This window comes from Mycobacterium szulgai (assembly GCF_002116635.1).
GTDB lineage: Bacteria > Actinomycetota > Actinomycetes > Mycobacteriales > Mycobacteriaceae > Mycobacterium > Mycobacterium szulgai.
In genome coordinates this window covers 1-12,968 of the sequence record NZ_LQPW01000039.1, presented here as the reverse complement: position 1 = coordinate 12,968, position 12,968 = coordinate 1, and the positions used below count along the sequence as shown (strand labels likewise).

The 12,968-nt window shown below is 67.2% G+C and carries 13 protein-coding genes and 1 tRNA gene; 11 read left to right on the top strand and 3 right to left on the bottom strand.

The genetic code is table 11. The features are described 5' to 3' along the window. Positions 1 to 101 precede the first annotated feature (101 nt). The 7 genes from AWC27_RS08800 to AWC27_RS08770 all read left to right on the top strand — a co-directional run bounded on the left by AWC27_RS08800 (position 102) and on the right by AWC27_RS08770 (position 5,357). Positions 102 to 1,229: a PPE family protein gene (locus AWC27_RS08800; protein WP_085670250.1), complete on the top strand. Its 1,128-nt coding sequence runs from the start codon at positions 102 to 104 to the stop codon at positions 1,227 to 1,229. A gap of 81 nt (positions 1,230 to 1,310) precedes the next feature. After that, a complete protein-coding gene (locus tag AWC27_RS08795) occupies positions 1,311 to 1,607 on the top strand; it encodes a WXG100 family type VII secretion target (protein ID WP_083115805.1) in 297 nt (98 codons plus the stop codon). Between the two features lie 33 nt (positions 1,608 to 1,640). After that, complete coding sequence (locus AWC27_RS08790) at positions 1,641 to 1,925, top strand: WXG100 family type VII secretion target (RefSeq protein ID WP_085670123.1); 285 nt, start codon at positions 1,641 to 1,643, stop codon at positions 1,923 to 1,925. A gap of 39 nt (positions 1,926 to 1,964) precedes the next feature. After that, positions 1,965 to 3,248 (top strand): polysaccharide biosynthesis protein, encoded by a 1,284-nt coding sequence (locus AWC27_RS08785; RefSeq protein ID WP_372516881.1) that lies wholly within the window; start codon positions 1,965 to 1,967, stop codon positions 3,246 to 3,248. 36 nt (positions 3,249 to 3,284) lie between these two features. Further along, entirely contained in the window at positions 3,285 to 3,986 is a 702-nt protein-coding gene (locus tag AWC27_RS08780; protein WP_085670121.1) for a glycosyltransferase family 2 protein, read from the top strand. Then, complete coding sequence (locus AWC27_RS08775) at positions 3,983 to 4,342, top strand: DUF2304 domain-containing protein (protein WP_085670120.1); 360 nt, start codon at positions 3,983 to 3,985, stop codon at positions 4,340 to 4,342. The genes AWC27_RS08780 and AWC27_RS08775 overlap by 4 nt, the downstream gene beginning before the upstream one ends. Positions 4,343 to 4,481: 139 nt before the next feature. Beyond that, positions 4,482 to 5,357 carry a phytanoyl-CoA dioxygenase family protein gene (locus AWC27_RS08770; RefSeq protein WP_085670119.1) on the top strand — a complete coding sequence of 292 codons (876 nt, stop codon included), beginning with the start codon at positions 4,482 to 4,484 and terminating at the stop codon, positions 5,355 to 5,357. Here the strand turns inward: AWC27_RS08770 and AWC27_RS08765 are convergent, their stop codons facing one another. After that, positions 5,358 to 6,302 (bottom strand): NAD-dependent epimerase/dehydratase family protein, encoded by a 945-nt coding sequence (locus AWC27_RS08765; RefSeq protein WP_085670249.1) that lies wholly within the window; start codon positions 6,300 to 6,302, stop codon positions 5,358 to 5,360. It abuts the gene before it with no gap. On the opposite strand from AWC27_RS08765, the gene AWC27_RS08760 reads away from it, so the two are divergent. Together AWC27_RS08760 and AWC27_RS08755 are read left to right on the top strand one after the other, a co-directional pair. After that, the gene (locus AWC27_RS08760) at positions 6,268 to 8,070 is read left to right on the top strand and encodes a hypothetical protein (RefSeq protein WP_085670118.1); all 1,803 of its coding nucleotides are present in this window, start codon (positions 6,268 to 6,270) and stop codon (positions 8,068 to 8,070) included. The genes AWC27_RS08765 and AWC27_RS08760 overlap by 35 nt on opposite strands. Positions 8,071 to 8,221: 151 nt before the next feature. Continuing rightward, positions 8,222 to 8,512 (top strand): CDGP domain-containing protein, encoded by a 291-nt coding sequence (locus AWC27_RS08755; RefSeq protein ID WP_085670248.1) that lies wholly within the window; start codon positions 8,222 to 8,224, stop codon positions 8,510 to 8,512. A 10-nt stretch (positions 8,513 to 8,522) separates the two neighbouring features. Here AWC27_RS08755 and AWC27_RS08750 read toward each other — a convergent pair. Beyond that, positions 8,523 to 8,598, bottom strand: a tRNA-Thr gene (locus AWC27_RS08750). 94 nt (positions 8,599 to 8,692) lie between these two features. Next, positions 8,693 to 9,898 (bottom strand): DNA polymerase III subunit delta', encoded by a 1,206-nt coding sequence (locus AWC27_RS08745; RefSeq protein WP_085670117.1) that lies wholly within the window; start codon positions 9,896 to 9,898, stop codon positions 8,693 to 8,695. 155 nt (positions 9,899 to 10,053) lie between these two features. Here AWC27_RS08745 and AWC27_RS08740 point away from each other — a divergent pair, with 155 nt between their 5' ends. After that, a complete protein-coding gene (locus tag AWC27_RS08740; RefSeq protein WP_085670116.1) occupies positions 10,054 to 11,682 on the top strand; it encodes an adenylate/guanylate cyclase domain-containing protein in 1,629 nt (542 codons plus the stop codon). A gap of 191 nt (positions 11,683 to 11,873) precedes the next feature. After that, positions 11,874 to 12,968, top strand: a 1,095-nt coding sequence (locus tag AWC27_RS08735) for a PE family protein (RefSeq protein WP_139836855.1), incomplete at its 3' end; no start/stop codon positions are given.

Genomic DNA, 12,968 nt, shown 5'->3' with positions numbered 1-12,968 from the left:
TGGCCAGCTAGTTCAATCTTTTCCCAATACCTACTCAACGAACGCCTGCGAACCTCGTCTTCACCTGAGACTCAAACACAGCCCCTAGGAGCGACCGCGTGCTGATACCAGAGTTTTCCTGGCTGCCGCCGGAAATCAATTCGGCGCGGATCTTCGCCGGTGCCGGATCAGGGCCGCTGTTCGTCGCGGCCGCAGGCTGGGAGGCGCTGGCCGCGGAATTGCAGGCGGCGATGTCGTCGTTCCAGTCGGTGATCAGCGGCTTGGTCAGCGGACCATGGTCTGGTCCCACCTCGTTGACCATGGCCGCAGCGGCCACGCCGTATGTGGGCTGGCTGAGCGCGGCGTCGGCGCAGGCCGAGCAGGCGGCCGGCCAGGCCCGTGCGGCGGCATCGGCCTTCGAGGCGGCGCTGACGGCGACGGTGCATCCGGCGGCGGTGGCGGCCAATCGTGTGTCCTTGCTGTCGCTGATCGCGACGAACTTCCTGGGGCAGAACACGCCGGCCATTGCCGGTACCGAATTCGACTACGCGGAGATGTGGGCTCAAGACGTTGCCGCGATGCTGGGCTACAACGCCGGAGCGGCATCGGTGGCTTCCGCGCTGACGCCGTTCACCATCCCGCTTGATTTGGCGGGGCTGAATTTGTCCGGGTTGGCCTCGACGGCGACGGCTGCGGTGTCGGGCGCAGTGACGGCCGTGCAGTCGGCGGCCTCCGCGCTGCCCGTGCAGTCGTTGATGTCGGTGGCGCAGATCGCGATGTATCCGGCCAGCATGATGATGTCGCCGATGATGCAGCTCGCGACGTCGGCGAATTCGAGCACGGCCGGGTTGGCCGGTTCGGCGGCCGCAGGGCTGGCCGACGTACCGAAGTTCGTCGGGGACATCGCTCCCGCTGCGAAGGGTCTCGGGGGCGGTGGACTGGGTGCGGGAATGTCGGCCGCCCTGGGACAGGGCCGCATGGTCGGTGCCATGTCCGTACCGCCGACCTGGGCGGGCTCGACGCCGGCCGGTATGGCCAGTTCGGCGGTGCGCGGGCTGGGCAGCGTGATTCCCTCGGCTCCGGAGTTGGCGGCCGCGGCACCGACCGGTAGCGGCATGCCGATGATGCCTATGCCGATGGGCGCGGGCGCCGGCGCGGGTATGCCCGGCCCGATGATGGGCCGCGGCGGCGCCGGTTCGAATGTGGTGCAGTCTCGGCCCAGCGTGATACCGCGGACCGGGGTCGGATAGGGCGGGGGTGATGGGTTAGTTTTCTTCGTTTTTCGGCTACACGCAATTTGATTGTTTTTTGTTCTGGAAAGGAGCAATGGAATGACTACACGCTTTATGACCGACCCGCATGCGATGCGGGACATGGCGGGCCGCTTCGAGGTGCACGCCCAGACCGTCGAGGACGAGGCCCGTCGCATGTGGGCGTCCTCGCAGAACATCTCCGGCGCTGGCTGGAGCGGGCTTGCCGAGGCGACCTCACTTGACACCATGGGCCAGATGAACACCGCATTCCGCAACATCGTGAACATGCTGCACGGGGTGCGCGACGGACTTGTACGCGACGCCAATAACTACGAGCAGCAAGAGCAAGCCGCGCAGCAGACCCTCAGCAGCTAGAAATAGCCAAAGACTTTTGAAAGGAATTCGATCATGACGATTAATTACCAATTCGGTGACGTGGATGCCCACGGCGCCACGATTCGCGCTCAGGCGGCTTCGCTGGAGGCAGAGCACCAGGCGATCGTGCGCGACGTACTGGTGGCCGGTGACTTCTGGGGTGGCGCCGGTTCGGTGGCCTGCCAGGACTTCATCACGCAGTTGGGCCGCAACTTCCAGGTGATCTACGAGCAGGCCAACAGCCACGGTCAGAAGGTCCAGGCTGCGGGCAGCAACATGGCACAGACCGACTCGGCCGTGGGTTCCAGCTGGGCTTAACCTCGTCCAGGCGTTAGCGGCGGGCATTGCCCGCTTAGTATTTCGACGGTGACGGAAGTCGGCGGCTCGGCGGCAGCTCCAGCTGGACCGGTCGCACGCAGTAGCGTCGCCCGGGTCGGCAGCGCAACGGCGGTGACCGCCCTGTGCGGCTACGCGGTGATCTACCTGGCAGCTCGCAACCTGGCGCCGGCCGGCTTCTCCGTCTTCGGTGTGTTCTGGGGTGCGTTCGGGCTGGTGACAGGCGCGGCCAATGGCCTGCTGCAAGAAACCACCCGCGAGGTCCGCTCGATGGGCTATATCGACGCGTTGTCCCATGGGTCTCAAGCCCCCCGATCGCATCCGCTGCGCATCGCCGGGCTGGTCGGGCTCGCGTCGGCTGCCGTGATCGCGGCCAGTTCGCCGGTGTGGAGCGGGCGGGTGTTCGTCGAGGGCCGCTGGCTCTCGGTCGCCCTGCTCAGCATCGGGCTGGCGGGTTTCTGTCTGCACGCCACCCTGCTGGGGATGTTGGCCGGCACCAGCCGGTGGACGCAGTACGGCGCACTGATGGTGACCGATGCCGTTATCCGGGTGGCGGTCGCGACGGCGACGTTCGTCCTCGGCTGGGGGCTGGTCGGCTTCCTGTGGGCAACCGTCGCCGGGTCGATGGCCTGGCTGATCATGCTGCTGACCTCGCCGGCCGCCCGTGCGGCGGCCCGGCTGCTGACGCCCGCCAGCACCACGACATTTCTGCGGGGCGCTGCCCATTCGATCACCGCGGCAGGTGCCAGCGCGATTCTGGTGATGGGTTTTCCGGTGCTGCTGAAGCTGACGTCTACTCAGCTGGGCGCCCAAGGTGGTGTGGTCATCCTGGCGGTGACATTGACCCGCGCACCGCTGCTGGTACCGCTGACCGCCATGCAGGGCAACCTGATCGCACACTTCGTCGACGAACGCACCCATCGGGTTCGGGCGCTGATCACGCCGGCACTGATCATTGCGCTCATCGGCGCAATCGGTGTGGTGCTGGCCGCCGCGTTGGGCCCCTGGGTGCTACGCGTCGGGTTCGGGGCGCAATACCAGGCCAGCAGCTCCCTGCTGGCCTGGCTGACCGCGGCGGCGGTCGCGATCGCGATGCTGACCCTCACCGGCGCCGGCGCGGTGGCCGCCGCGCTGCACCGGGCGTACTCACTGGGCTGGGTCGGCGCGACCGTGGCCGCGGGATTGTTGCTGTTGCTGCCGCTGGCGCTGGAGACGCGCACGGTGATCGCCCTGCTCTGCGGTCCGCTGGTGGGAATCGGAGTTCATCTGGCCGCTTTATCGCGCGCCACCGCAGCTGGCGGCTGATCGGTCGCCCACCAGCGTGTAACTTGTGGGCTTGAAATGCCTTATCCGGAAGTCTGGATCGTCATCCCCGCCTACAACGAAGCCGCCGTCATCGGTGAGGTCATCGCCGACGTGCGGTCGGTCTTCGACAACGTCGTCTGCGTGGACGACGGCGGCAGCGACGGCACCGGCGAGATCGCCTTGGCAGCCGGAGCTCACCTGGTACGCCATCCGATCAACCTGGGCCAGGGCGCGGCCATCCAGACCGGCGTCGAGTACGCGCGCAAGCAGCCCGGCGCCCAGATCTTCGCCACGTTCGACGCCGACGGCCAGCATCGCGTCAAAGACGTAGCCGCGATGATCGAGCGGCTGCGCACCGATGACGTCGACGTCGTTATCGGAACGCGGTTCGCGCACTCCTTGGATGACGCTGCTGCCAACCGGCCGCCGCTGCTCAAGCGGATCGTGCTGCAGACCGCCGCGCGGTTGAGCCGGCGCGGACGCCGGCTTGGCCTCACCGACACCAACAACGGCCTGCGGGTGTTCAACAAAAAAGTGGCCGACGCGCTGAACATCACCATGAGCGGCATGAGCCACGCCAGCGAATTCATTGTGCTGATTACCGAAAACCATTGGCGCGTAGCCGAATATCCCGTCAAGGTGCTCTACACCGAGTACTCCAAGTCGAAGGGGCAGCCGCTGCTCAACGGCGTCAACATCATCTTCGACGGGTTCCTGCGAGGGAGGATGCGTAGATGAACTGGATCCAGGTGCTGTTGATCGGGTCGATCATGGTGCTGCTGGCCTACCTGCTGGGCTCGCGCCGCAGTGCGCGGTCCAAAGCGTGGGTGAAGGTGGGCTACGTGCTGTTCGTGTTCGGCGGTGTGTATGCGGTGCTGCGGCCCGACGACACGACGGTGGTCGCGCACTGGTTCGGCGTACGCCGCGGCACCGACCTGATGCTCTACGCGCTGATCATGGCGTTCAGTTTCACGACCCTGAGCACCTACATGCGGTTCAAGGACCTGGAATTGCGGTATGCGCGACTGGCGCGCGCTGTGGCGCTGGAGGGCGCGCGGGCACCCGAGGACGCACAGCCGGCCGAGTCGCACTAGCGCCTCAAGTGTGATGCGGCTTACAGTTATGCATCCCTTAACCGACCGCAGGAGGCGCCATGTTCGACCCTGACGAAGTCACCATTTCCGACGACGACCGCGACGAGGGTGAGCCGGAAAAGGACCTGCTGCCAGCCTGATGACTCAGGACTCATCGGTCGAGCGCCACGTCGGCGAGATCGACGAGTTCGGCTACACCGTCGTCGAGGACGTCCTCGACGCTGATTCGGTCGCTGAGTATCTTGCAGATACTCAGCGACTGGAACGGGAATTGCCGACTGTCGTCGCCAACTCCAACACCGTCGTGAAGGGCCTGGCGTGGCCGGGGCACCGCCCGGTCACCAAGGCCGACCACGACTGGGTGCGCATCGACAATTTGCTGCTGCACGGCACTCGCTACGAGGCATTGCCGGTGCACCCGAAGCTGCTTCCGGTGATCGAGGGCGTATTGGGCCACGATTGCCTGCTGTCGTGGTGCATGACCAGCAACCAGCTGCCGGGGGCGGTCGCCCAGCGCCTGCACTGCGACGACGAGATGTATCCGCTGCCGCGGCCGCATCAGCCGCTGCTGTGCAACGCGCTGATCGCGTTGTGTGACTTCACCGCCGACAACGGGGCCACCCAGGTGGTGCCCCGCTCGCACCGCTGGGCAGAGCAGCCGTCGCCGCCGTACCCGGAGGGCAAGCCGATCGAGATCAAAGCGGGTGATGCTTTGGTCTGGAACGGCAGCCTGTGGCACACGGCCGCGGCCAATCGCACCGATGCGCCGCGCCCGGCGTTGACCGTGAACTTCTGCGTGGGATTCGTGCGCCAGCAGGTCAACCAGCAGCTCAGCATTCCGCGAGAGTTGGTGCGCCGCTTCGAGCCTCGGCTGCAGGAGCTGATCGGCTACGGGTTGTTCGCCGGCAAGATGGGCCGCATCGACTGGCGGCCGGCGGCGGACTATCTCGACACCGGGGACGAACACCCGTTCCTGGAGGCCGTTGCCGACCGGCTGGTTCCCGTCCCGGTCTGATCAGCCGGCGTGCTGGTGCCGGAAGTAGTCGACGGTGCGACGCACGCCATCGGCCAGTTCGACCTGCGGGCGCCAGCCCAAAACTTCCTCGGCAAGGCCGATGTCGAGGCAGGAGCGCTTCAGATCGCCAAGCCGCGGTGGATGAAACTCGGGGTCGTCGGGGCCGCCGACGGCTGCTGCCACCGCCGAATGCAGCTGGCGATCTGAGGTTTCCAGGCCGGTGCCGATGTTGAAGCGCTGGCCGCCACCCTCCTTGCCGGACGCTTTGATGAAGGCGTCCACCACGTCGTCGACGAACACATAGTCGCGAGTGTTGCTGCCGTCACCGAATACCTTGGTGGGCTTACCCGAAAGCAGCGCCTGGGCGAAGATCGCGACCACGCCGGCCTCGCCGTGCGGATCCTGGCGCGGGCCATACACGTTGGCCGGTGCGATGTGTGAGCAGTCCAGGCCGTAGAGGTTGCGGAAGGTGTTCAGGTAGATCTCGCCGGCAACCTTGCCCGCGGCGTAGGGCGAAGCGGGGTTGGTGGGCACCGTCTCGGACGTCGGATAGACCGGCGGGATGCCGTAGATGGATCCGCCTGAGGAGGTGTGCACCACCTTGCGGACCTCTGCGCGTCGCGCCGCCTCGGCCAGCCGGATGGTGCCCACGACATTGACCTCGGCGTCGAATTTCGGGTCAGCCACCGAATTCCGCACGTCGATCTGGGCCGCCAGGTGAAACACCACCTCGGGTCGGTGCTCTTTGAAGATGGTTTCCAGGTCCGCGGTGACGATGTCGGCCTCGACGAAGACATGGGCGGAGGTGTCGGCCAGATGCTCTAGGTTAGTCGCGCGACCGGTCGCGAAGTTGTCCAGCCCCACGACCGTGTGGCCGTCGGCCAAGAGTCGGTCGACTAGCGTCGACCCGATGAATCCGGCTGCCCCGGTGACCAGTGCGCGCACCGGCCCACCATACCGAGTGGTGCTCGTGGCAGCCGCTTTGATCACCGTTCAGCTGGCGGTTCGTGCGGTGCTGGCTTTCGATGGCTACTTCTACTGGGACGATCTGATCTTGATCGGGCGCGCCGGAACGCAAGGTCTGCTATCGCCGTCGTACCTGTTCGACGACCACGACGGGCACGTGATGCCGGGTGCGTTCCTGATGGCCGGGGCGATCATCCGGCTGGCGCCGCTGGCGTGGACCGGCCCGGCGATCAGCCTGGTGGTGCTGCAGCTGCTGGCGTCTTTGGCGCTGCTGCGTGCACTGCAGGTGATCCTCGGCTGGCGGCCCGTGCTGCTCGTTCCGCTGACGTTCGCGCTTTTCACGCCGCTGGGTGTGCCGGGTTTCGCGTGGTGGGCGGCGGCGCTGAATTCGCTACCGATGCTGGCGGCGCTGGCCTGGGTGTGCGGCGATGCTGTCCTGTTGGTGCGCACCGGCCGTCAGCGCTACGCCCTGTCAGGGGTGTTGGTGTACTTCGTCGGCCTGCTGTTCTTTGAGAAGGCTGCGGTGATTCCGTTCGTGGCGTTCGCCGTGGCCGCTTTGGTAGGCCACGTGAACGCCGAGCCCTGGCGTCGCGTATGGCGAAGCGGCATTCGGTTGTGGGTTCCTTCACTGGCGCTGACCGCGGGCTGGGTGGGGCTGTATCTGGCCGTGGTGAACCAGCGGCGGTGGAGTTCGGATTTGTCGATGACATGGGCGCTACTGCGCCGGTCGATCACCCACGGCATCGTGCCCGGTCTGGCCGGCGGCCCGTGGGAGTGGGAACGCTGGGCGCCGTCGTCGCCATGGGCCACTCCCCCTGTGCTGGTGATGGCGCTCGGCTGGGCCGTGCTGGTCGCGTTGGTTGCGCTGTCCCTGGTCCGCAAGCAACGCATCGGGCCGGTCTGGGTCACGGCGGCGGGTTATGCGGTGGCCTGCCAGGTGCCGATCTATCTGATGCGCTCATCGCGGTTCACCGCACTCGAGCTGGCCCAGACCCTGCGGTATTTTCCCGACTTGGCGGTCGTACTGGCGCTGTTGGCCGCGGTGGCGTTCAGCGCCCCAAACCGGCCGTCGGCGGCGTGGCTCGATGCATCCCGGGTTCGTACTGCGGCGACAGTTGGTGTGGCACTGTTGTTTTTGGCCAGCAGCCTGTATTCGACATCGACGTTTCTGACCTCCTGGCGCGACAATCCCGCCGAGCCCTATCTGAAGAACGCGCGCGCCAGTTTGGCTGCCGCACATACGGATTCGGCCGCTCCGCTATTGGATCAGGAAGTCGATCCGCTGGTGCTGCAGCGGGTGGCCTGGCCGGAGAACCTGGCCAGTCACATGTTCGCCCTACTGCGCGATAGGCCCGAATTTGGCTCGACGACAACGCAATTACGCATGTTCACCAGCACCGGCCGACTGGTGGATGCGCGGGTGACGTGGGTACGCACGATTGTGCCCGGCCCCATGCCGCACTGCGGCTACTTTGCCCAGCCCGACCAACCCACCCGGCTGATTCTGGACGGGCCGCTACTGCCGTCGGACTGGACCGCCGAACTCAACTATCTGGCCAACACCGACGGCTCGATGACGCTGTCGCTGCCCGAGGGCCCCGAGGTGAAAGTTCCGGTGCACCCCGGCCTCAACCGCGTCTTTGTCCGGCTACCGGGTGCCGGAGACGCGATCGCGGTGCGTGCCAACACCACCGCGCTGGCGTTGTGCATCGCGTCGGGACCGGTTGGCTTTCTGGCTCCACTGTGATTGCCGGGAACCGCCGCCCAGCGTGACGCTGTCGTCACGCTGGCGTCCCAACGTGACGCTGTCGTCACGCTCGACGCGGTGCAATGATCGAGGTGCGGTTGTCCAAAGGGGATTCGCAATGACTGCATTCATGATCACGTCGTCGCGGCCGATGGCCGCCTTCATCGCCGGCGTGGGGGCCGCTGTATTGGCCACAGGGCTGATCGCCGCAGCACCGCCGGCCAACGCCGGCTGCCAGTACGGCGGAGTCGGCGTTATCAACAAGTGCGATGGACCCATTCAGCCTGACGGAACCTGGCAACGTTGCGTCACATTTGCCAACTGGGTGGCCCACGGCGCCAGTTCCTACCTAGTGCCCGACAAGCACTGCGATTTGATGGGACCTGACCAGCACCCGTTGGATTTCAACTTCGCCGACCCGCCGGTACATATCGACGACTGAGAAAACTCGTTGGAGCCGCCTAGGAGAATCGAACTCCTGACCTATTCATTACGAGTGAATCGCTCTACCGACTGAGCTAAGGCGGCGGTGCCCTCGCTGGGCGGCACGAGTCTACGGCAGGTCGGTGCACCCGCCCAAGCCGGCGGTACCGATGTGACTGGTGTGACCACCCGCGGATCGCTAGCGCAGTTCCTGCCCGATAGTCGCGACCATGGCGTCCACGGCGAACTTGGGTTTGACGTTGACGGCCAGCGCTTCGCGGCACTCCAGCACGGCCTCGATGCAGCGCAGCAGCCGCTCGGGCGTCGCATGCGCGGCCAGGGCAGCGACCCGGTCGGACATATCAGGGTGGTTGCCCTGCACTTCACTCGCGTTTGCCGAGACCAACAGCGCGTCGCGGAAGTAGGTGGCCAAGTCGATCAGCGCCCGGTCCAGCGCGTCGCGCGAGGCGCGGGTCTGACGGGACTTCTGGCGGCGCTCAAGGTCTTTGATGGCACCCGCGGCTCCGCGCATCGCGCCGGCCGTGCCTTTACCGGTGCCGCCGGCCCCCAGCGCCGTGCGCAGCTCTTCGGTCTCGGCCTCGGCCCGGTCGGCGGTCAGCACCACCGCTTCGGCTTCGGCGGCCGCCACCAACTCCTCTGCGGCGGCAAACGCCCGCGCCGGCGTCGCGGCGTCGCGCACCAGGCCCAGCGCCTGCTCACGTCGCTGCCGGGCCTCGGAATCGGTGGCCAGCCGGCGCGCCCTGCCCACATGGCCACCGCTGACGGACGCTGCCCAGTTAGCCGTCTCGGCGCTCAGCCCGTCGCTGTCGACCAGCACCTGCGCGATCGCTCCGGTCGACGGAGTCACCAGCGCCACATGGCGGCACCTGGAGCGCAGCGTTATCGCGATGTCCTCGGGATCCACCGACGGGGCGCACAGCAGGAACACCGTCGATGGCGGCGGCTCCTCGACCACCTTCAGCAAGGCGTTGGCTGCGCCCTCGGTCAGCCGGTCGGCGTCCTCGATGACCACGATCTGGCGCCGGCCCGTGGTCGGGCGACGAGACGCGATCTGCACGATCGCGCGCATCTCGCCGACACCGATCGACAGGCCCTCGGGAATAACGCGCCGCACGTCGGCATGGGTGCCCGCCATGGTCGTTGTACAGGCCCGACAGCTCCCGCAGCCAGGCTCGCCCTCCCCGGTGCACTGCAGGGCGGCCGCGAAGCACAACGCGGCAACCGAGCGCCCCGAGCCCGGCGGTCCGGTGATGAGCCAGGCATGTGTCATAGTCCCGTCGCCCAGCGCGCTGTGATCTGAGTCACCGCGGGCGGCTTTGGCGGCCGTGAGCAGCTCGGCCGTCACCGCTTCCTGGCCTACCAGCCGCGTAAACACCCCGGACATATTCGGGCACACTAGCGACCCCCGCCGACAGATACCTATCAGCCACCGTTTCGCGACAATTCCGTAATCTTTCGCCGTCTTTCGTCCACTTCGGCCGACTTGCCGAGGTAGTTCGAAGTTTCCGACGAGTCACCGCTGCCCGATACGGTGGGCTAATGGCCACGGCGACGGCACTACCCGGACGAATCAGCGCATTCGTCCGATGGGTGGTGCGCACCCCGTGGCCGGTGTTCTCGCTGAGCATGCTGCAGGCAGACATCATCGGGGGCCTCTTCGTGCTGGGCTTCCTGCGCTACGGCCTGCCACCTCACGACCGCATTCAGCTGCAGGATCTGCCGCAGCTGAACTTGGTGATCTTCATCAGCTCGGTAATGCTGCTGTTCTTGGCCGGCTTCGTGTGGAACCTCAAGCTGCTGGTGCCGGTCTTCCGCTGGCAGCGTCGTGACAATCTGCTGGGTGAAACCGATCCGGCCGCCACCGAGCTGGCCCGCAGCCGCGCCTTGCGAATGCCGTTCTACCGAACGGTGACCAGCCTGGTGTCCTGGGCCGTCGGCAGCGTCGTGTTCATCATCGCCAGCTGGTCGGTGGCTCGCTACGCTGCGCCCGTCGTGGCGGTGGCCACCGCACTGGGCGCCACCGCGACCGCGATCATCGGCTATCTGCAGTCAGAACGGGTGCTGCGCCCTGTGGCGGTGGCCGCGCTGCGCAGCGGTGTGCCGGAAAACGTCAAGGCGCCCGGCGTGATCCTGCGGCTGATGCTGGCCTGGGTACTGTCCACCGCGGTGCCGCTGCTGGCGATCGTGCTGGCAGTGGTGTCGGACAAGATATCGCTGCTGCACGCGTCGGCGGAAAAGCTGTTCAACCCAATCCTGTTGCTGGCGCTGGCCGCGTTGGGCATCGGTTCGGCCAGCACCCTGCTGGTGGCCATGTCTATCGCCGACCCGCTGCGCCAGCTGCGCTGGGCGCTGTCAGAGGTGCAGCGTGGTAACTACAACGCCCACATGCAGATCTATGACGCCAGCGAACTGGGCATGCTGCAGGCCGGCTTCAACGACATGGTGCGCGATCTGTCCGAGCGGCAGCGACTGCGCGACCTGTTCGGCCGCTACGTGGGTGAAGACGTGGCGCGGCGCGCCATCGAGCGCGGCACCGAGCTGGGCGGCCAAGAACGCGACGTCGCGGTGCTGTTCGTGGATCTGATCGGCTCCACTCAACTGGCCGCTACCCGACCGCCGGCTGAGGTGGTCAGCCTGCTCAACGAGTTCTTCCGGGTGGTCGTGGATACCGTCGGCAGGCACGGCGGGTTCGTCAACAAGTTTCAGGGCGACGCCGCGCTGGCCATCTTCGGCGCCCCGATCGAACACCCGGACGGCGCCGGTGCGGCGCTGTCTGCCGCGCGTGAGCTGCACGACGAACTCCTGCCGGTGCTGGGTTCCGCGGAGTTCGGCATCGGAGTCTCGGCCGGACGGGCTATCGCCGGGCACATCGGCGCCCAGGCCCGTTTCGAGTACACCGTGATCGGCGACCCGGTCAACGAAGCCGCCCGGCTCACCGAGCTGGCCAAGCTGGAAGAAGGCCACGTTTTGGCCTCGGCTATCGCGGTCAGCGGAGCACTGGACGCCGAAGCGCTGTGCTGGGATGTCGGCGAGGTCGTCGAACTGCGTGGCCGGGCCGCCCCCACCCAGCTGGCCCGCCCGCTGAATCTGGCTGACCCCGAAGAGGTGGCGAGTGCCACCAGCGCACGGACGGCCGGCGCCCCTGCAGAGCAGACGGTTGGCCCGTAAAACCCGGCTCGATCACGGCGTCGTCGATCACACTCGCCTCCAACCGGAGTCACGCCATCATCGAGGTAGCGCTGCCCCGCTGCCGTTGCTGACAGTTTGCTGTCAGTTAGCGCCAAGGCCCGGAGGTGTCCGACAGCGCTGCTCTACGCTCGTCTTCCTGGTTAGTTGATAACGACCGGTAGGAGCCTGCCATGTCGTTTGTGATAGCTGTACCGCAGGCATTTGCAGCAGCCGCAACGGACTTAGCGGGTATTGGTTCGGCGATCAACGCGGCTAATCTGACCGCGCTCGCCCAGACGACCGGAGTGCTGCCTGCGGCTGCCGACGATGTGTCGACGCAGATCGCGGCCCTGTTCGCCGGGCACGGGCAGAGCTACCAGGCGATGAGCGCTCAACTGGCAACGTTTCACGACCAGTTCGCCAACGCATTGAACGCGAGCGGGGGCGCGTATGCGGCTGCCGATGCCGCCAATGCTTTGCCGCTAGCACTTTTACAGACCTTGCAGCAGGATGTGTCCGGCCTGGTGAATGCACCCACCCTGGCGCTGTTTGGTCGCCCGCTGATCGGCAACGGCACCAACGGGGCACCGGGCACCGGCGCATCCGGCGGTCCGGGGGGGTTGTTGTGGGGCAACGGCGGGTCCGGCGGGTCCGGCGGGGCCGGCCAGCCCGGTGGTAGCGGCGGGGCCGCGGGACTGTTCGGCAACGGCGGACTAGGCGGGCTAGGCGGGCCTGGTCAGCCTGGCGGTAACGGCGGCGCCGGCGGGATGCTGTTCGGCAACGGTGGTGCCGGTGGGACGGGTGGTTCCGCGATGGGGGGTGTGAACGGCGGCGCTCCCGGCCCCGGGGGTAATGGCGGCAACGCGGTGCTGTTCGGTGACGGCGGTGCGGGCGGGCAAGGCGGCAGCGGCCTTGTCGGGGCAAATGGTGTCAACATCACACCGATGGGCGCCGCCGCCACCGGCACCGCCGGTGCCCCGGCGTCCGCGGCGAGTGGCACTGTCATTGCAGGTGATGGCGGTACAGGCGCGGATGGCGGAGCCGGCGCGATCGGCGGTACCGGCGGCGCCGGGGGTACCGCCACGAGTGGTTCGGGCTTCACCCGGGCCGTCGGCGGCACCGGCGGTGACGGCGGAGCCAACGGCGGCGCGGGCGGCGCCGGCGGGGCTGCGACGCTGGCTCCTGGCGGCGACACCGCCCAGGGGGGTGGCGGGGGGAATGGCGCCGCCGGCATCGCACCTGGCGAGGCGGGTGGTAGCGGCGGCGCAGGTGGCGCAGGCACCGGC

Bases quoted from the DNA above. Each gene is read 5' to 3' on its own strand.
- AWC27_RS08795 (WP_083115805.1), top strand. From the start codon at position 1,311: ATGACTACACGCTTTATGACCGACCCGCATGCGATGCGGGACATGGCG.
- AWC27_RS08790 (WP_085670123.1), top strand. From the start codon at position 1,641: ATGACGATTAATTACCAATTCGGTGACGTGGATGCCCACGGCGCCACG.
- AWC27_RS08780 (WP_085670121.1), top strand. From the start codon at position 3,285: ATGCCTTATCCGGAAGTCTGGATCGTCATCCCCGCCTACAACGAAGCC.
- AWC27_RS08775 (WP_085670120.1), top strand. From the start codon at position 3,983: ATGAACTGGATCCAGGTGCTGTTGATCGGGTCGATCATGGTGCTGCTG.
- AWC27_RS08770 (WP_085670119.1), top strand. From the start codon at position 4,482: ATGACTCAGGACTCATCGGTCGAGCGCCACGTCGGCGAGATCGACGAG.
- AWC27_RS08760 (WP_085670118.1), top strand. From the start codon at position 6,268: ATGAATCCGGCTGCCCCGGTGACCAGTGCGCGCACCGGCCCACCATAC.
- AWC27_RS08755 (WP_085670248.1), top strand. From the start codon at position 8,222: ATGGCCGCCTTCATCGCCGGCGTGGGGGCCGCTGTATTGGCCACAGGG.
- AWC27_RS08745 (WP_085670117.1), bottom strand. From the start codon at position 9,898: ATGTCCGGGGTGTTTACGCGGCTGGTAGGCCAGGAAGCGGTGACGGCC.
- AWC27_RS08740 (WP_085670116.1), top strand. From the start codon at position 10,054: ATGGCCACGGCGACGGCACTACCCGGACGAATCAGCGCATTCGTCCGA.